This is a genomic window from Pseudomonas sp. NyZ201, assembly GCF_049860765.1.
Taxonomy (GTDB): Bacteria; Pseudomonadota; Gammaproteobacteria; order Pseudomonadales; family Pseudomonadaceae; genus Aquipseudomonas; species Aquipseudomonas bharatica.
The window spans coordinates 5,106,167-5,123,872 of the sequence record NZ_CP187557.1 but is presented as its reverse complement, the minus strand read 5'-3'; the positions used below and the strand labels follow the sequence as shown (position 1 = coordinate 5,123,872).

General features: G+C 65.5%; 14 protein-coding genes. 2 read left to right on the top strand and 12 right to left on the bottom strand.

The window, feature by feature from the left end; genetic code table 11:
- Window positions 1-8 precede the first annotated feature (8 nt).
- The 7 genes from ACPFMA_RS23015 to ACPFMA_RS22985 all read right to left on the bottom strand — a co-directional run bounded on the left by ACPFMA_RS23015 (window position 9) and on the right by ACPFMA_RS22985 (window position 8,201).
- Window positions 9-1,433, bottom strand: a complete 1,425-nt coding sequence (locus tag ACPFMA_RS23015; protein WP_064301719.1) for a gamma-aminobutyraldehyde dehydrogenase — start codon at window positions 1,431-1,433, stop codon at window positions 9-11.
- A 28-nt stretch (window positions 1,434-1,461) separates the two neighbouring features.
- Entirely contained in the window at window positions 1,462-2,268 is an 807-nt protein-coding gene (locus tag ACPFMA_RS23010; protein WP_009403624.1) for an ABC transporter permease, read from the bottom strand.
- The gene (locus ACPFMA_RS23005; protein ID WP_420059144.1) at window positions 2,258-3,211 is read right to left on the bottom strand and encodes an ABC transporter permease; all 954 of its coding nucleotides are present in this window, start codon (window positions 3,209-3,211) and stop codon (window positions 2,258-2,260) included. Before ACPFMA_RS23005 ends, ACPFMA_RS23010 begins: the two co-directional genes overlap by 11 nt.
- 1 nt (window position 3,212) lies before the next feature.
- Complete coding sequence (locus ACPFMA_RS23000; RefSeq protein WP_009403628.1) at window positions 3,213-4,250, bottom strand: ABC transporter ATP-binding protein; 1,038 nt, start codon at window positions 4,248-4,250, stop codon at window positions 3,213-3,215.
- Between the two features lie 214 nt (window positions 4,251-4,464).
- On the bottom strand, window positions 4,465-5,616 hold the full coding sequence (gene ydcS / locus ACPFMA_RS22995) for a putative ABC transporter substrate-binding protein YdcS (protein WP_064301721.1): 1,152 nt from the start codon (window positions 5,614-5,616) through the stop codon (window positions 4,465-4,467).
- Window positions 5,617-5,703: 87 nt separating this feature from the next.
- Complete coding sequence (locus ACPFMA_RS22990; RefSeq protein ID WP_009403632.1) at window positions 5,704-7,164, bottom strand: gamma-aminobutyraldehyde dehydrogenase; 1,461 nt, start codon at window positions 7,162-7,164, stop codon at window positions 5,704-5,706.
- 125 nt (window positions 7,165-7,289) lie between these two features.
- Window positions 7,290-8,201: a LysR family transcriptional regulator gene (locus ACPFMA_RS22985; protein WP_009403633.1), complete on the bottom strand. Its 912-nt coding sequence runs from the start codon at window positions 8,199-8,201 to the stop codon at window positions 7,290-7,292.
- A gap of 176 nt (window positions 8,202-8,377) precedes the next feature.
- Here ACPFMA_RS22985 and ACPFMA_RS22980 point away from each other — a divergent pair, with 176 nt between their 5' ends.
- Window positions 8,378-10,276, top strand: a complete 1,899-nt coding sequence (locus tag ACPFMA_RS22980; protein WP_425928811.1) for an acyltransferase family protein — start codon at window positions 8,378-8,380, stop codon at window positions 10,274-10,276.
- A gap of 342 nt (window positions 10,277-10,618) precedes the next feature.
- Complete coding sequence (locus tag ACPFMA_RS22975; protein WP_425928810.1) at window positions 10,619-10,861, top strand: hypothetical protein; 243 nt, start codon at window positions 10,619-10,621, stop codon at window positions 10,859-10,861.
- A gap of 115 nt (window positions 10,862-10,976) precedes the next feature.
- Here the strand turns inward: ACPFMA_RS22975 and ACPFMA_RS22970 are convergent, their stop codons facing one another.
- The 5 genes from ACPFMA_RS22970 to ACPFMA_RS22950 form a co-directional block, all read right to left on the bottom strand.
- Window positions 10,977-12,239, bottom strand: a complete 1,263-nt coding sequence (locus ACPFMA_RS22970; RefSeq protein ID WP_425928809.1) for an NAD(P)/FAD-dependent oxidoreductase — start codon at window positions 12,237-12,239, stop codon at window positions 10,977-10,979.
- A gap of 3 nt (window positions 12,240-12,242) precedes the next feature.
- On the bottom strand, window positions 12,243-13,820 hold the full coding sequence (locus ACPFMA_RS22965; protein WP_425928808.1) for an aldehyde dehydrogenase (NADP(+)): 1,578 nt from the start codon (window positions 13,818-13,820) through the stop codon (window positions 12,243-12,245).
- 60 nt (window positions 13,821-13,880) lie between these two features.
- Window positions 13,881-14,828 carry a dihydrodipicolinate synthase family protein gene (locus tag ACPFMA_RS22960; RefSeq protein WP_425928807.1) on the bottom strand — a complete coding sequence of 316 codons (948 nt, stop codon included), beginning with the start codon at window positions 14,826-14,828 and terminating at the stop codon, window positions 13,881-13,883.
- Window positions 14,829-14,982: 154 nt separating this feature from the next.
- Window positions 14,983-15,909, bottom strand: a complete 927-nt coding sequence (locus ACPFMA_RS22955; protein ID WP_425928806.1) for a 4-hydroxyproline epimerase — start codon at window positions 15,907-15,909, stop codon at window positions 14,983-14,985.
- Window positions 15,910-15,939: 30 nt separating this feature from the next.
- On the bottom strand, window positions 15,940-17,562 hold the full coding sequence (locus tag ACPFMA_RS22950) for an APC family permease (protein WP_420059135.1): 1,623 nt from the start codon (window positions 17,560-17,562) through the stop codon (window positions 15,940-15,942).
- Window positions 17,563-17,706: the final 144 nt, after the last annotated feature.

Here is a 17,706-nt window from a genome sequence, read left to right as displayed (position 1 = left end):
AAAATCCCTTAGTGCTTGAACATCACATGGCGGATGCAGGTGTAGTCTTCCAGGCCGTACATGGACATGTCCTTGCCATAGCCGGAAAGCTTCTGGCCGCCGTGGGGCATTTCGCTGACCAACATGAAGTGCGTGTTGACCCAGGTGCAGCCATATTGCAGGCGCGCCGAAACGCGGTGGGCGCGGCCGACATCGGCGGTCCACAGCGAGGAGGCCAGGCCATAGTCGGAGTCGTTGGCCCACGCCAGCACCTGGGCTTCGTCGTCGAAGCGGGTGACGGAGACGACGGGCCCGAATACCTCGCGGCGCACGATTTCATCATCCTGCTGGGCGTCGGCCAGCACGGTCGGCTCGAAGAAGAAACCGTCACCCGGTACCGCCTTGCCGCCGGTGACCAGGCGGATATGCGGCTGGGCGATGGCGCGCTCGACGAAGCCGGCCACGCGGTCGCGGTGCTGGGCGGTGATCAGCGGGCCCAGTTCGGTCTCCGGGTCGTTCTGCAGGCCGTACTTGATGGTCGAGACCGCCGCACCGAGCTTCTCGACGAATTTCTCGTAGATGCCGCTTTGCGCATAGATGCGGCAGGCTGCGGTGCAGTCCTGGCCGGCGTTGTAGAAGCCGAAGGTGCGGATGCCGTCCACCGCCGCATCGATATCGGCGTCGTCGAAGATGATCACCGGGGCCTTGCCGCCCAGTTCCATGTGCATGCGCTTCACAGTGTCGGCGGTGCTGGAAATGATGTTCGAGCCGGTGGCGATGGAACCGGTCAGCGACACCATGCGCACCTTCGGATGGCTGACCAGCGGCGCGCCGACGCTCGGGCCCTTGCCGAAGACGATATTGAGCACGCCGGCCGGGAAGATCCCGTTGGCCAGTTGCGCCAGGCGCAGGGCGGTCAATGGGGTCTGTTCGGACGGCTTGAGCACCACGGTATTGCCGGCGGCCAGGGCCGGGGCGATCTTCCAGGCCACCATCATCAGCGGGTAGTTCCACGGTGCGATGGAGGCGATCACGCCCACCGGGTCACGACGGATCATCGAGGTATGCCCCGGCAGGTACTCGCCGGCCGCCGAACCATTGAGGCAGCGGCTGGCACCGGCGAAGAAGCGGAACACATCGGCAATGGCCGGGATCTCGTCGTTCAGCGCGGCGCTGTAGGGCTTGCCGCAGTTGTCCGACTCCAGCCTGGCCAGCTCTTCGGCGTGGGCCTCGATGGCATCGGCCAATTTGAGCAGCAGGCCGGAGCGGTCCTTCGGCGCGGTCTGCGACCAGGCATCGAAGGCATGGTCGGCGGCGCGCACGGCGGCATCGACCTGGGCCGCGCTGGCTTCCTTGATGCTCACCAGGGTAGTCCCCAGCGACGGGTTCAGTACGTCATGGCTCGGGCCTTCGCCATCGAGCAGTTGGCCGTTGATCAGCAGTTGGGTGTGCATGAGTCAGTCCTCGTCAGGCAAGTCGGGGTTATTTGCCGCTGCCGGCAACGCTTTCGCCGCCGCGGGTCAGGTAGTAGGCGCCAAGGATCGGCAGCATGGTCACCATCATCACCAGCATGGCGACCACGTTGGTGACGGGCACGTCGCGCGGCCGGCTGAGCTGGTTTAGCAGCCAGATCGGCAGGGTGCGTTCGTGCCCGGCGGTAAAGGTGGTAACGATGATCTCGTCGAACGACAGGGCGAAGGCCAGCATGCCTCCGGCCAGCAGCGCCGAGCCGAGGTTCGGCAGGATGATGTAGCGGAAGGTCTGCCAGCCGTCCGCGCCGAGGTCCATGGAGGCCTCGATCAGGCTCTGCGAGGTACGGCGCAGGCGAGCGATCACGTTGTTGTAGACGATCACCACGCAGAAGGTCGCGTGGCCGACCACGATGGTGAAGATCCCCGGCTCGATGCCCAGGCTCTTGAACGCCGAGAGCAGGGCGATACCGGTGATGATGCCGGGCAGGGCGATCGGCAGGATCAGCATCAGCGAAATGCCTTCCTTGCCGAAGAAGCTGCGCCGGTACAGCGCCGCAGAGGCCAGCGTACCGAGCACCAGGGCGATCAGGGTGGCCAGGCAGGCAACCTGCAGCGACAGCTTGATCGACTCCAGCACGTCCGGCCGCGAGAAGGCCACGCTGAACCACTTCAGGGTAAAGCCCTGGGGCGGGAAGCTGAACGCCGCGTCCTCGGTGTTGAAGGCATAGAGGAAGATGATCAGGATCGGGAAGTGCAGGAACACCAGCCCGCCCCAGGCCGCGATACGCAGGCCCAGCGAAGCTTTTTCAGAGTGCATCGAAGGCCCCCAGGCGTTTGACGATGGACAGGTAGATGGCGATCAGCACGATCGGCACCAGGGTGAAGGCCGCGGCCATCGGCATGTTGCCGATCGCGCCCTGCTGGGCGTAGACCATGCCGCCGATGAAGTAGCCAGGCGGGCCCACCAGTTGCGGCACGATGAAGTCGCCCAGGGTCAGGGAGAAGGTGAAGATCGAGCCGGCGGCGATACCCGGCACCGACAGCGGCAGGATCACCTGCATGAAGGTCTGCCGTGGCGTCGCGCCGAGGTCTGCCGAGGCGTGCAGCAGCGAGGGCGGCAGGCGTTCTAGCGACGCCTGGATCGGCAGGATCATGAACGGCAGCCAGATGTACACGAAGACCAGGAAGCGCCCCAGGTGCGAGGTCGACAGCGTGCTGCCGCCGACCCCGGGGATGTCGAGAAGGAATTGCAGCAGCGGTTCCAGGTGCAGCACCTGCACGAACCACTGGGCCACGCCGCCCTTGGCCAGCAGCAGGGTCCAGGCGTAGGCCTTGACGATGTAGCTGGCCCACATCGGCATCATCACCGCGATATAGAAGAACGCCTTGGTCTTGCCCGTGGTGTAGCGCGCCATGTAGTAGGCGATGGGGAAGGCCAGGGCGGCGCTGGCGATGGACACGGCGATGGCCATGGTCAAGGTGCGCACGATGATGTCGAAGTTCGCCGGGTTGAACAGCGCGGCGAAGTTGGCCAGGGTCAGGTCCGGCGTCACCGCCATGGTGAAGTCGTCGAAGGTGTAGAACCCTTGCCACAGCAGGCCCAGCAGCGAGCCGAGGTAGATCGCGCCGAACCAGATCAGCGGCGGTATGAGCAGCAGCGCCAGGTACAGGTTGGGCTTGCGGTACAGCAGGTTGGAGAAGCGCCGCATGGGCGATCCCGAAGACACGCGGGGTGCCGGTTTTTCCAGGGCCAGGCTCATCTCAACGGCCCTCGCCCAGCACGGTTTCCTGCAGCGGCGTCATCGCCTCGCGGGCCCAGTGCGCGGCCAGGCGCTGGCCCGGCTGCAACTGGGCGGCGTCGGCCTGCCACTGGGTGTTGGCCTGACTGACATTGAGCAACTGGCCGTTGTCCAGTTTCAGTTCGTAGCGGGTGGCGCTGCCCTGGTACTGGATATCGTGGAGCACGCCGCTGACCTGGACCTGGCCGCTCACGGCCGAATCGCCCAGGCGGATATGCTCCGGGCGGATCGAGAAAGGCTGCGCGCTGCCACTCAACTGGCCGGCAAGATCGCCGCGCAGCACGTTGGACGTGCCGACGAACTCGGCGACGAAGGTGGTGGCCGGTTTCATGTAGAGGTTGCGGGGGGTGTCCACCTGCTCGATGCGACCGCGGTTGAACACGGCGACCCGGTCGGACATCGACAGCGCTTCGGTCTGGTCGTGGGTGACGAAGATGAAGGTAATGCCGAGCTGGCGCTGGAGCTTTTTCAGTTCGGTCTGCATCTGCTCGCGCAGCTTCAGGTCGAGGGCGCCGAGGGGCTCGTCGAGCAGCAGCACCCGTGGACGGTTGACCAGGGCGCGGGCCAGGGCCACGCGCTGGCGCTGGCCGCCGGACAGTTGCACCGGCTTGCGGCTGCCGTAGCCGCCGAGGGCGACCATCGACAGCGCTTCTTCGGCGCGAGCATGGCGCTCCTGCTTGCCGACACCCTTGACCTTGAGGCCGTAGGCAACGTTGTCCAGCACGCTCATATGGGGGAACAGGGCGTAATCCTGGAACACCGTGTTGACGTCACGCTGGTAGGGCGGCAGGCCGGCGGCCTCGGCGCCATGGATGCGGATCGAGCCGGCGCTGGGTTGTTCGAAGCCGGCGATCAGGCGCAGGCAGGTGGTCTTGCCCGAGCCGGACGGCCCGAGCATGGAAAAGAACTCGCCGTCCTGGATATCGATGGATACCCGGTCGACGGCCTTGACCTCGCCGAACAAGCGGGAAACCTGGGTGAACTGGACTGCAAGGGTCATGGTGCGGTGCTCCGGATAGGCGTGGGTGTGTGCAGCGGCCCAGGCCTGGACGACTGACGACGGTGGTACGTTTTTTGCAGGTGGCTTTGCGGTGCTCTCTGGGGCCTCATCGCCGGCAACGCCGGCTCCCACAGGTCCGGCGGCGTACACAGAACCCTGTGGGAGCCGGCGTTGCCGGCGATGAGGCCCGAAAGGCCAACCCAGGGGCTAAGGCTTACCGCCCACCCATGATCGCGATGTAGTCCTGGGTCCAGCGGCTATACGGGACGAACTTGCCGCCCTCGGCCTGCGGGGTTTTCCAGAAGGCGATCTTGTCGAACTGGTCGAAGCCGTTGGTCTTGCAGCCTTCTGCTCCAAGCAGCTCGCTGCCGGTGCAGGCCGCCGGCACCGCCGGCAACGAACCGAACCACGCCGCCACATCGCCCTGGACCTTCGGCTGCAGCGACCAGTCCATCCACTTGTAGGCACAGTTCGGGTGCTTGGCCTCGACATGCAACATGGTGGTGTCGGCCCAGCCGGTTGCGCCTTCCTTCGGAATCACCGACGCCACCGGCTGGTTGTCGGCCTTCAGGCCGTTGACCATGTAGCCCCAGGAGCTGGACGCGGCCACGCCTTCGTTCTTCACGTCGCTCATCTGCACCGTCGCGTCATGCCAGTAGCGGTGGACCAGCGGCTGTTGCTGGCGCAGCAGGTCGAGCACGGCCTTGTACTGTGCTTCGGTCAGCTCGTAGGGGTTGTTGATCCCCAGCTCCGGCTTGGCGGTCTTCAAGTACAGCGCCGCGTCGGCGATGTAGATCGGGCCGTCATACGCCTGCACCCGGCCCTTGTTCGGCTTGCCATCCGGCAGGTTCTGCGGTTCGAACACCACGCCCCAGCTGTCCGGCGCCTTGGGGAACACGTTGGTGTTGTACATCAGCACGTTCGGGCCCCACTGGTACGGGGTGCCGTAGACCTGCTTGTTGACCACATACCACGGGCCGTCCTGCAGGCGCGGGTCGATATTCTTCCAGTTGGGGATCAGCGCCGTATTGATCGGCTGCACCCGCTTGCCGACGATCAGGCGCAGCGAGGCGTCGCCCGAGGCGGTAACCAGGTCGTAGCCGCCCTTGGCCATCAGGCTGACCATTTCATCGGACGTGGCGGCGGTCTTCACCGAGACCTTGCAGCCGGTTTCCTTCTCGAAGCCGGTGACCCAGTCGTAGGCCTTGTCGCTGTCGCCGCGTTCGATGTAGCCGGGCCAGGCGACGATATCCAGCTGGCCTTCGCCGGCACCCACGGCCTTCAGCGGTTCGGCGGCGTGCAGGCTGGCGCTGGCCAGCAGGGCGGTGCCCAGGGCACTGAGCAGGGCGGTCTTGTGCGCGAACATGGTGTTCCCTCTTGTTCAAATAGTTGTCGGGGCAGATTGGCAAACGGTGCAGCGATCCAGCGTTTTATTAGGTGATGCGAATCGGGTTCAGGCCAGGTGCTCGCCGTGGCGCGCCATGATGTGGCGGACCACGCTGTAGTCCTGCAGCGAGTCGCTGGACAGGTCCTTGCCGTAGCCGGAGCGCTTGAGGCCGCCGTGGGGCATCTCGCTGACCAGCATGAAATGGCTGTTGATCCAGGTGCAGCCGTATTGCAGGCGCGCTGCGATCTGCATGGCCTTGTCCAGGTCGCGGGTCCACACCGAGGACGCCAGGCCGTATTCGGAGTCGTTGGCCCAGTCCACGGCCTGGGACAGCTCGTCGAAGCGGGTCACCGTGACCACCGGGCCGAACACCTCGCGCTGGACGATCTCGTCGCGCTGCTGGCAACCGGCCAGGAGGGTAGGCTGGTAATAGTAGCCGGCCCCCGAATGCACGGCGGCGCCGGTGACCCGTTCGATGTGCGGCTGGCTCAGGGCGCGCTCGACGAAGCTGGCCACGCGGTCGCGCTGGCGGGTGCTGATCAGCGGGCCGATCTCGTTGTCGGCATCGCGCTTGCTGGCGAAGCGCAGGCTGCTGACCGCCCAGCCGAGCTCGGCTACCAGCTTGTCGTGGATACCGGCCTGGGCGTAGATGCGGCAGGCGGCGGTGCAGTCCTGGCCGGCGTTGTAGTAGCCCCAGGTGCGCACGCCCTCGACCACGGCCTTGAGGTCGGCATCGTTGCAGACGATCACCGGGGCCTTGCCGCCGAGTTCCAGGTGGGTGCGCTTGACGGTCCTGGAGGCGGCCTGAAGGATTTTCTGCCCGGTGACGATATCGCCGGTCAGCGAGACCATGCGCACCCGGGCGTGGCTGACCAGATGGCTGCCGACGCTTTCGCCGCCGCCGCAGACGATATTCAGCACGCCCGCCGGCAACAGCTCGGCAAGGGCAGGGGCCAGGGCCAGGATCGACAACGGGGTATGTTCGGAGGGCTTGAACACCAGGGTGTTGCCGGCCGCCAGCGCCGGGGCGATCTTCCACGCCGCCATCATGATCGGGTAGTTCCACGGCGCGATGGAGGCCACCACGCCCAGCGGATCGCGACGGACCATGCTGGTGTAGCCGGGTACGTACTCACCGGCCAGTTGCCCGGTCTGGCAGCGCACCGCGCCGGCGAAGAAGCGGAATACGTCGATGGCCGCCGGCAGATCGTCCTGGCGCGCCAGGTGCAGCGGCTTGCCGCAGTTCAGGGCTTCCAGGCGAGCCAGTTCGTCTGCCTGGCGCTGCAAGGCATCGGCGATGTTCAGAAGGATATTCGAGCGCTGTTGCGGCGTAGTCCGCGACCAGCCGGCGAAGGCACGGTGCGCGGCCTGGATCGCGGTTTCCACCTGCTCGTTGCTGGCTTCGGCGATATGGGTCAGGACTTCGCCCGTGGCCGGGTTGAAGATCGGCTCGGCCAACCCCTCGCCGGCAACCAGTTCGCCGTCGATCAGCAATGCGGTGGAGAAGGTCGGGTGCGCGCCGGACATCGTGGAAGTTCTCTGTTGTTCTGTTTTTACGAACTGTCGCCCAGCACGAGTGGGCGATATTTCTTACAGAGCCTAGAGCGGAGCGCGCAGGTCGACAAATGCTAAATATTGAAGGGGCCGTTCGATTAAATCGAAAGCTTGCGCCCCGAGCCGGGTTCGCGGGCCACGGTCAGGAAGGGATCGACCAGCGCCGGCCGGGCCGTGCCACGGCGCCAGGCCAGGCCGATATCCAGGGTCTGGCTCAGGTCGGCCAGCGGCCGGGCCTCGATGATGTCGCCTTCCAGCGACCAGGGCCGGTAGGTCATGTCCGGCTGGATCGACACCCCGAGCCCCGCCGCCACCAGGCTACGCACTGCCTCGGTGGAGGCCGTGCGCAGGCTGATCTGCGCCTGCAGCCCCGCGCCGGACCACATGCGCCGGGCGTTCTGTTCCATTTCATCGACATTCAGCTGGATCAGCGGCTCGTTGGCGACATCGGCAAGGCTGATGCTGTCGCGCTCCAGCAACGGATGCTGGGCCGGCAGCCACAAGCGGTGGGGCGAGTGGGTCAGCACCTCGGTCTGCAGCGCCAGGCGGTCCTCGAGGTTGGACAGGATCAGCACCCCCACATCGATCTCGCCGGCCACCAGCAAGTGCTCGATATAGGGCCGTTCGTCCTCGGTCACGCGGATTTCCACATTGGGGTAGGCGCGCTGGAAACGGGTCAGCAGGTCGGCCAGGTAATAACCGGCAACCAGGCTGGTCACGCCGATGGTGAGCTGGCCGGCGACCTGGTCGGTGCTCTGTTGCAGGCTGCGCTTGGCGTTATCCACGGTAGCGAGGATCAGGTGCGCCTGGCGCAGGAATTGATGGCCCTGGTGGGTCAGGGTCATGCCCTTGGCGTGGCGGTTGAACAGGCTCACACCGATCTCCTGCTCCAGTTGCTGGATGGCCAGGGTCAGGGTGGACTGGGAAATGAACACCGCCTGGGCGGCGGCGGAGATCGAACCGGTTTCCGCGACGGCGATGAAGTGGCGGATCTGGCGCAGGGTCATCATGGCGGTGGGCTTTATTGGTTTTTATGAGTGGTTGCCAGTCTATATCTTTTTTTTCGATGGACAGAAGTGCAGAACGAATCCTGCAAGCAACTGCCCAACCGGCTATGGTGGGGGCTGGCTTCACCCATGACGGTCCACTGACGGGCCGATAAAAACAAAGAACACGGATATTCCCGATGCTTTTTCGCAACAACATCAACGCCCTGCGCGCGCTCGCCGTGATCGCCGTGGTGCTTTTCCATTTCCGTATTCCAGGCTTCGATGGCGGCTTTGTCGGCGTCGATGTGTTCTTCGTGATTTCCGGCTTCCTGATGACCGGAATCATCGTCGATGGCCTGCGCCGTGGCGACTTCTCCCTGCTCGGTTTCTATGCGTCACGGGCACGGCGGATCATCCCGGCACTGGCGCTGTTGTGCCTGGTGCTGATGCTGTTCGGCTTCGTCTACCTGCCGCTGGACGATTACCGCGAGCTGTTGCGCACGGCAAAGAACAGCCTGCTGTTCACCTCCAACCTGCATTTCGCCGAGGATGGCGATTACTTCTCGGCACCGCTGCACGAGAACTGGCTGCTGCACACCTGGTCGCTGTCGGTGGAAATGCAGTTCTACCTGTTCTACCCGCTGTTGTTGCCGCTGCTGTTCCGCTGGCTGGGGGAACGCGCAATGGCCTGGACGCTGGCGCTGCTGGGCGGCGTTTCGCTGGCCGCTTCGGTGCTGCTGACCGAGAGCCATCCGGTGGCGGCCTTCTACCTGCTGCCGACCCGGGCCTGGGAAATGATCCTTGGCGGGCTGGTGTTCCTCTTTCCGCTGGGCCTCTCGCGGTTGGGGCGCGGCCTGCTCGAAGGCGCCGGCCTGGCGATGATCCTGATCGCGGTGCTGGCGTTTTCCGGCAGCGACCCCTGGCCGGGGCACCTGGCCCTGCTGCCTGCGCTGGGGGCGGCAATGGTGATCCAGGCCAACAGCAACTCGCTGTTCAGCCGGGTGGTGCCGCTGCAGTGGGTCGGGCGCATTTCCTACTCGGTGTACCTCTGGCACTGGCCGCTGGTGGTCTTCCTGTATGTCTGCGGGTTGCTCCACAGCACGCCCCACGTGCTCGTCGCGCTGCTGCTCACCCTGGCCCTCGGCTACCTGTCGTATCGCTGGGTCGAATCCAGCGTGGGGAAAGTCCGTCGGCCTTCGCGGGCCTTGCTCAAGCACTGCGGTATGGCGTTGGTGCTGGTGGTGGTGGCTTCGGCCGGGGGCTCGCTGGTGAAGAAATACCCGGCGCTGCGTTTCGCCTTCGAAGAGCACGAGCGGCCGGTCTACGCCAGCACGTTGTACACCCGTGAGTGCTACCCGGATGCCGCGGACCGCGACGTGGTGGACTGCCGGCTGGGCGAAGGCGAAGTGCGGGTGATCCTGTTCGGCGACAGCCATGCCGAATCGACTGCCGCTGCGGTGCAGATCGTCAACCGCGAGGCCGCGCTGTCCTGGTCCCGTGGTGGCTGCCCGACGCTGATGGACTTCCAGATGCAGGACCGCGAGCTGGAAAGCAAATGCCGCGCGTTCAACCAGCGCCGCTTCGAACTGCTCAAGCATGAATACCCCGGAGTACCGGTGGTGCTGCTCAGCCGTGCGGCGCTGTACTCGGACAACCGCCGGGAAAACCGCTTCCGCGTCTACTTCGACGGCCAGCGCCACCAGGACTCCGCCACCTTCGCCCGGCAATTCGATGCCGAGTACGCCCGCACCGTCTGCGCCCTGGCCGAACAACGCCCGGTGTACATCGTGCGGCCGATTCCGGAAATGCCGTTCAGCGTCTACAAAGGGCTGAATCTGCAGGCGCGTATCCTGGGCAGCACATCGGATATCTCGGTGCCGCTGGAGGCCTATCGCGAGCGTAACCGCCGGGCCAACGAAGCCATCGACTACGCGGCCGCCCGTTGCCAGGTGCAGGTGCTGGATCCGGCGCCGTGGCTATGCCCGGACGGCGCTTGCATGGGGTCGCTGGAGGGCAGGGCGTTGTACTTCGATGACAACCATCTGGTGGACTCGGGGAATCGGCAGTTGCAGGGGATGTTTCGTGGTTTTTTCTGACAGGAACCGATGAAAAAGTGTTGCCTACGCGCTGAAAAGTTCATCGATTTCCGACTTTCTTGTAGGCAATTTCCCAAGCATACTCCCCGGCCCGCTTTTTGGTTGCGTGGGGTGGAAAGGGTGCCTAGTCTGCGTCGGTCGTTGTTAGCGCAATGACCGGATTTAGCAGTCCGCCTCAGAATTCATCCGCAGCCAGCTTTTATGGCGGCTGTACGCGTGGGCACCTTCGGGTGCGCCGAGGTATGAGTTCTGAGCTCGGTCTGCTAACCCGTGTACAGTCGCCACCCTTCGTTTAGCAGCGAATCGTGGTTTCTCGATCCTCACCTCTCAGAGCTCGAAACCATGAAAAAAATCGTTCCTGATCCACCTTATGCGCTTTGCACCACACCCGGCCTGACCCGCGAGGAAGCCATGCAGCATGCGCTGAACCACCTCGAAAAGGCCCTCGCCGACGTATCCCTCCTACCGGCTCCACCCATGGAGCACCACCTGGAAATGCTTAACAACGCGCTGCTCAATCTGCAGATCAGCAAGGCGTTGATGACGGTGGCGGTGGCGGCTTCGACCTTGAGTGTTCAGGTCTGATCGACTGTTGTGTCCTTCAGGGCCTCATCGCTGGCAAGCCAGCTCCCACAGGGTTCGTGTGCGCCGCCGGACCTGTGGGAGCTGGCTTGCCAGCGATGAGGCCCTCAAGAGCACCTCAGAAACGATCGAGTCGATAGGGCTCGAGGTCCGGCAATCCCTCCACTCCGGACCCCATCAACCCGCCGATCATCTGCGCCGTCACCGCCGCCTGGGTCAGTCCCAGGTGCTGATGCCCGAACGCCAGCAGCACCCGTCCGTCACAAACCCGGTCGATCACCGGCAGCGAGTCCGGCAGCGAGGGCCTGAAACCCATCCACGGCGTGGCGTCGCGGGCGTCCAGTTCTTTCTTGAACAAGCCCCGGCTCAACCTCTGCAACTGCCAGGCCCGGTCCATGTTCGCCGGGCGCTCCAGCCCGGCGAATTCCACCGTGCCGGCCAGGCGCAGGCCTGCGGACATCGGGGTCATGATGAACTTGCGCTCCAGCGAGGTCACCGCGAACGGCAGGCGCCGGTGCTCATGGGGCAGCATCAGGTGATAGCCGCGCTCGGTATCCAGTGGCACGCGCTTGCCGGTCAGGGCCTGGATGAGCCGCGCCGAGTGCGCGCCGCAACTGACCAGCACCCGCGCGACGTCCAGTTCGCCCTGGTCGGTGGCGAGGCCGATGCTGTCCGCCTTCAACCGGGCACCCTGCACATCCCGTCGAATGAAGCGAACGCCTGCCGCCACGGCAGCGTCGTACAGCGCCATCACTGTGGCATGAGGATCAAGAAAATGCCCGGTGGCGGGGAAGAACAGCCCACCGCGCAGGTGCTCGCTCAACTGCGGTGCCGCCTGGCGAATGGCATCTGCCTGCCAGCGCTGCACCGGGACGTTCTGCCCCAGCATGCGTGCTTGCAGAGCGTCGAGGGCCGCAGCGGATTGCGGTTTTTCGAAGACCAGCAGCGACCCATCCTCCCGCAGCATTTCAGCCCGGCCCAGTGAACCGAGCAGGCGCCGCCACGCCTCCAGGCTGGCTTCGTTCAGGGCACGGATGCCTGCGATGCTGCGGCGATACGGCGCCGGACGCAGGTTCAGCAGCAGGCGGACGAACCACGGCATGGCGCTGGGCAGGTACTTCCAGTCCAGGCGCAACGGCCCCATCGGGTCCATCAGCATGTTCGGCAAGCGCTTGAGGATCGACAGGTCGGCGATGGGGAACACCTGCTCGGTCGCCAGATGCCCGGCATTGCCGAACGAGGCGCCCATGCCGGGCGCCTGGCGGTCGATCAGCACTACCCGCAGGCCTTGTCGCGCCAGTTGCAGGGCACAGGCGACGCCGACGATGCCGGCGCCGATCACAGCGATATCGAACTCGCGCGAAGCACAGGTCGTGACCATGTTTCAGGCTTCTCGCTGGCCATCGAGCAGCCGCCGCAGATGCAGCGGGTTGCCGTGTTGCAGGGCCACCGGCAGCAGGCTGTCGGGGAAGTCCTGGTAGCACACCGGGCGCAGGAAGCGCCGGATCGCCGCTGTGCCCACCGAGGTCGCGCGCGGGTCCGAGGTGGCCGGGAAGGGGCCGCCATGGACCATGGCGTCACAGACTTCCACCCCGGTCGGCCAGCCATTGACCAGCAGGCGCCCGGCCTTGCGCTCCAGCACCGGCAGCAGGGCGCGGGCCTGGTCGAGGTCGGCGTCGTCCAGGTGCAGGGTGGCGGTCAATTGGCCTTCCAGGTGTTCAGCGACCTCACGGATCTCCCGTTCATCTTCGCAGGTGACCACCAGCGACGCCGAACCGAAGACTTCCGCCTGCAGGCTCGGGTCGCCCAGGAAATCCCGGGCAGTGCTGACGAACAAATGGGCCTGGCACTGGTTGGGCCCTTCGGCAGGCGTGCCCGTGGCAGCGATATCGGCATGCGGATTGGCGTCCAGGGCCTCGATGCCACTGCGATAGGCGCTGTATATCCCGGGAGTGAGCATGGTTTGTGCGGGGCTCTGCCAGATGTGCTGCGCTGCGCTGGCGATGAAGCGGTCGAGGTCTGGCCCCTGGCGGGCAATGACCAGTCCGGGGTTGGTGCAGAACTGCCCGGCACCCTGGGTCAGCGACGCGACGAAGCCTTGCGCGAGGGTTTCCGCGTGGGCCTGAAGCGCTGCCGGGAAGAGGAACACCGGGTTGATCGAACTCATCTCGGCATACACCGGGATCGGTTCGCGCCGGGCCTGGGCGGCCTGGCACAGGGCGATGCCACCGCTGCGCGAGCCGGTGAAGCCCACGGCCTTGATTCGCTCGTCGCACACCAGGGCGATGCCCACTTCACGGCCGGAGCCGTAGAGCAGGGAAAACACCCCTTCCGGCAGGTTGCACACCTGCACCGCACGGGCCACGGCCTGGCCGACCAGTTCGCTGGTGCCCGGGTGGGCGCCGTGGGCCTTGACCACCACCGGGCAGCCGGCCGCCAGGGCCGAGGCGGTATCGCCACCGGCGACCGAGAAGGCCAGGGGGAAATTGCTCGCGCCGAACACCGCCACCGGGCCCAGCGGAACCTGGCGCTGGCGCAGATCGGCGCGGGGCAGTGGCTGGCGTTGGGGTTGGGCGCTGTCGACGCGCACATCGAGCCATTCGCCGGCACGCACGGTACGGGCGAAGCTGCGCAACTGGCCGCAGGTACGACCGCGTTCGCCCTGCAAACGGGCGCGGGGCAGGCCGCTTTCGGCCACGGCGCGGTCGATCAGCGCATCGCCGAGTGCTTCGATCTGCGTGGCGATGGTTTCGAGAAAGGTCGCGCGTGCCTCCAGCGAGGTTTCGCGGAAACGGTCGAAGGCTGCCCAGGCCAGGGCGCAGGCCTGTTCCACCTGGGCGAGGGTGCCGCCCGGATACAGCGGATCCAGCAGCAGGTTGGTGGCCGGATCGATCGCGCGGATCGCTTCGCGGCTACCGGTAACGGCCTGTTGGCCGATGAGCATCTTGCCTGTCAGGGTCATGGCGCCTCCTGGAAAAGGAATTCGGGGCCGGCGGCAGGCCGCCGGCCGGACAGCGGTGGGTCAGGCCAGGTTGTGCGTGCTCGACCAGTTGGCGAACCACTGGCGGAACAGGCTGTACTGGCTGTGCGCATAGTTGCGCTGGGCGTCGCTGAGCACGTCGGTAGCGTTGAAGTGCAGGGTGTATTCCAGGTCGCCGTTGAGCACCATCAGGTACTTGTAATACAGCACCAGGTCGCAGCCTTCGTCGAAGGTGGACAGCACGTGCAGGGCTTCGGACAGCTCCAGCGCCCGGCTGCGGGCGACGGCATCGCCGCGGGCGGCACGCTTGCTCAGCTCGACCAGCAGCAGGACTTCGCGGGGCAGGGCGTTGCCGATCCCGGTGATCGCCCCGGTGGCCCCGCAGTTGACGAAGCCGTGCACCACCTGGGTATCGACGCCGGCCATCAGCACCACCTGGTCATCCTGGGAGGTGATGTGCTCGGCGGCGTAGCGCATGTCGGCGGCGCCGCCGAATTCCTTGAAACCGATCAGGCCGGGATATTTGCGGCGCAGCTTGAAGAACAGCTCGGCGCGCGTGGCGAAACCGTAGTAGGGGCTGTTGTAGATCACTGCCGGCAGGTTCGGTGCGGCTTCGAGGATGGCGGCAAAGTGGGCTTCCTGGGCCACCGGCGAGGCACCGCGGGACAGCACGCGGGGGATGACCATCAGGCCATGGGCACCGACCCTGGCGGCGTGGGCGGCATGGGAAACCGCTTCGCGGGTGTTGACCGCGCCGGTGCCGACGATGGTCGGCACCCCGGCCGCGACCAGGCGGGCCACGCCTTCCTGGCGCTCGGCCTCGGTCAGCAGCGGCCAGTCGCCCATCGAGCCGCAATACACCACGGCGCTCATGCCGATATCGATCAGTTCCTTGCCCTTGCGCACCAGGGCATCGAAGTCGGGTTTGCGCTCTGCGGTGCACGGGGTCATCAGGGCCGGGATGGTGCCGGTGAAGATGTTGCTGGTCATGGTGGTGGTCCTTTGGTTTTGTCAGGGTGACGCGGACCCTGTGGGAGCGGGTTCACCCGCGATTGCGGTGGTGGATTCACCATCGCAATCGCGGCGGTTCGGCGGTCCGATGAACCCGCTCCCACAGGTCCGCGCAAGTTCGGAGATTGGAGTTTCAAATGCCCCAGGCAAACGCATCCGCGTCATCGATCAGCAAGGTGCTGTCGGCGGTCATGAAGGCCTGCCCGGTGATGAACGGGCGAATCCTCTCGCCGTCCCGCTCGTAGCGGGCTTCGAAGCGGCTGCCGGTGATGCTCGCCTGGACCCAGGTCTGCCCGGGCTCCAGCGTGCCGTCGGCGGCCAGGCAGGCCAGCTTGGCGCTGGTGCCGGTGCCACAGGGCGAGCGGTCGTAGGCCTTGCCCGGGCACATGACGAAGTTGCGGCTGTCGGCCGTGGCGTCGTCGGCGAACAGTTCGATATGGTCGATCGGCGCGCCGCCTTCGCCGGTGATGCCTTGCGCTTCCAGGGCGCGAAGCATCTTCCAGGTGAGGTCGGTGAGGTGCTCCACGTTGTCCAGGCGCAGGTCCTGGCCATGTTCGCAGACCAGGAAGAACCAGTTGCCACCCCAGGCGATATCGCCAAGGAAGTTGCCATGGCCCGGCACCGACACCTCGACCTGCCGGCGATAGCGGTACGACGGCACGTTGCCCACTGTGACCCGGCCATCCTCGTGCAGGGTGGCGCTGACGGTGCCGACCGGCGTATCGATCCGGTGTTCGCCGGGCTGGATCAGGCCCAGGTGCTGCAGCGAGTTGACCAGGCCGATGGTGCCGTGGCCGCACATGCCAAGGTAGCCGGCGTTGTTGAAGAAGATCACGCCACAGGTGGCATCCGCCGAGACCGGCGCGCAATGCAGCGCACCGACCAGCACATCGTTGCCGCGCGGTTCCAGCAGGCATGCGCGTCGCCATTGGTCGTGCTGTTCACGCAGGGTGTCGCGCTTTTGCGCCATGGTCGCCCCGGCGATCTCCGGGAAGCCTTCCAGTACCAGGCGCGTCGGTTCGCCGCCGGTATGGGAGTCGATCACGTGGATGCGTTTCATGAAGCTGTCCCCTTCATTGGATGGTTCGGTTCAGGACACCCGTGGGCTGACCACGAGTGGTGCATGTGGGCGCTCGTTCTCGGCTTCGCTTTCGTGGTCTTCGGCATCCACCTGCACCAGGTGCGCCGGAACGCCGGTCGCCGCGCCCCAGTAGTAGATGCCCAGGGCGCTGAGGGCGACGGCCAGGGTGTCGAACGGATGGCCGATGGCCCCGATGCCGCCGAAGCTGCCCAGCCAGGACAGCAGGATGGTCGCGGCGTAGAAGCCGATCAGCCAGGCCGAGGAACGCACCTGCTGGGCGATGCTCAGGTGCATGGTCGGTACGAAGCGACCGCACAGCAGGTAGATGACGAACATCAGGATCTGCAGGCTGAGCAGCCAGGACACGGTCTTCCAGCCGGACCAGTAGACGATCAGCGCGGCGATGATGAACGACAGCGGACCGAGCAGCGCCATGTGCCTGACCTTGAACGGGCGCACCAGCTCGGGGGCGTTGCGACGCAGGGCGGCGACGGTCACCGGGGCCACGGCGTAGCTGAGGATCAGCGCGGCGGACACCACGTTGATCAGCGCCTCCCAGGACGGGAACGGCAGGGTCCAGAACACCGACAGGCCGAAGGTCAGCCAAAGGGCCGGGCGCGGGATGCCGGACTTCTCGTCGATGCGGGTGAAGATGCTGAAGAAGGTGCCGGTCCGGGCCCAGCCATAGACCACCCGCGGGGTGGCGTTCATGTAGATGTTGCCGCAGCCGCTGGGGGAGATCACCGCATCGGCCACCACCAGCCAGGCCAGCCAGCCGACACCAAGGGCGATGGCGATATCGCGATAGGGCAGGGCCAGCTCCCGGGTCACGCCCGCCCAGCCGTTGGCCAGCATGTCGCTCGGCACGCCGCCGAGAAAGGCGATCTGCAACAGGGCGTAGATGGCCGTGGACAGCAGCACTGAAAGGATCAGGGCGATGGGGATGGTGCGTTGCGGGTTCTTCACTTCCGAGGCCACCGAGATGATCGGGGTCAGGCCCAGGTAGGCGAAGATGATGCCGCCGGCGGACACCGCCATTTCCACGCCCGACAGGCCGAACGGGGCGAAACCGTGGGCGCTGAAGTTGTCGGGTTTGAAGAAGGTGAACAGCACGCCGATCACCAGCAGCGGCACGATGAACTTGAAGATGCTCACCAGGTTGTTGGACTTGGCGAAGGTCTTCACGCTGTTGTAGTTCAGCACGAAGAACAGGCACAGCAGGCCGAACTGCACCAGCCAGCCGAGCAGGGTCGGGTCGCTGGAACCGCTCTTGGTCAGCTCCGGGAACCAGGCGGCGGCGTACTGGCGGGCGGCGACCACTTCGATGGCGACCAGGCTGGAAAAGGCGATCAGGGTGATGAAGCCCATCAGGTAGCCAAGCAGCGGACCGTGGGAATACACCGGATAACGCACCACGCCACCGGCCCGGGGCAATGCCGCGCCCAGCTCGCAGTAGACGATGCCCAGCAGCAGCACGGCGAAGCCGCCGAGCAGCCAGGAAAAGATCCCGGCGGGGCCGGCGATGGCAGACACATGGCTCGCTGCGAACAGCCAGCCGGAGCCGAATATCGCGCCCAGCCCGATAAAGGTGAGGTCTATCAACGACAATTGTTTCTTGAACTTGCCTGACATGGCGGTGCCTTCTTGTGGGTTATTGGATAGGCAGGGTGGATGTCACTGTTAAAACAGGTTCGCGAGTTCTGGAGCGTTGTTCTCCGATACTTCCACTGCAATTGGCCGGTATATCTCCCGCCGCTGACAGTGCTATTGCCGATA

Bases quoted from the DNA above. Each gene is read 5' to 3' on its own strand.
- ACPFMA_RS23015 (WP_064301719.1), bottom strand. From the start codon at position 1,433: ATGCACACCCAACTGCTGATCAACGGCCAACTGCTCGATGGCGAAGGC.
- ACPFMA_RS23010 (WP_009403624.1), bottom strand. From the start codon at position 2,268: ATGCACTCTGAAAAAGCTTCGCTGGGCCTGCGTATCGCGGCCTGGGGC.
- ACPFMA_RS23005 (WP_420059144.1), bottom strand. From the start codon at position 3,211: ATGAGCCTGGCCCTGGAAAAACCGGCACCCCGCGTGTCTTCGGGATCG.
- ACPFMA_RS23000 (WP_009403628.1), bottom strand. From the start codon at position 4,250: ATGACCCTTGCAGTCCAGTTCACCCAGGTTTCCCGCTTGTTCGGCGAG.
- ydcS (WP_064301721.1), bottom strand. From the start codon at position 5,616: ATGTTCGCGCACAAGACCGCCCTGCTCAGTGCCCTGGGCACCGCCCTG.
- ACPFMA_RS22990 (WP_009403632.1), bottom strand. From the start codon at position 7,164: ATGTCCGGCGCGCACCCGACCTTCTCCACCGCATTGCTGATCGACGGC.
- ACPFMA_RS22985 (WP_009403633.1), bottom strand. From the start codon at position 8,201: ATGATGACCCTGCGCCAGATCCGCCACTTCATCGCCGTCGCGGAAACC.
- ACPFMA_RS22980 (WP_425928811.1), top strand. From the start codon at position 8,378: ATGCTTTTTCGCAACAACATCAACGCCCTGCGCGCGCTCGCCGTGATC.
- ACPFMA_RS22975 (WP_425928810.1), top strand. From the start codon at position 10,619: ATGAAAAAAATCGTTCCTGATCCACCTTATGCGCTTTGCACCACACCC.
- ACPFMA_RS22970 (WP_425928809.1), bottom strand. From the start codon at position 12,239: ATGGTCACGACCTGTGCTTCGCGCGAGTTCGATATCGCTGTGATCGGC.
- ACPFMA_RS22965 (WP_425928808.1), bottom strand. From the start codon at position 13,820: ATGACCCTGACAGGCAAGATGCTCATCGGCCAACAGGCCGTTACCGGT.
- ACPFMA_RS22960 (WP_425928807.1), bottom strand. From the start codon at position 14,828: ATGACCAGCAACATCTTCACCGGCACCATCCCGGCCCTGATGACCCCG.
- ACPFMA_RS22955 (WP_425928806.1), bottom strand. From the start codon at position 15,909: ATGAAACGCATCCACGTGATCGACTCCCATACCGGCGGCGAACCGACG.
- ACPFMA_RS22950 (WP_420059135.1), bottom strand. From the start codon at position 17,562: ATGTCAGGCAAGTTCAAGAAACAATTGTCGTTGATAGACCTCACCTTT.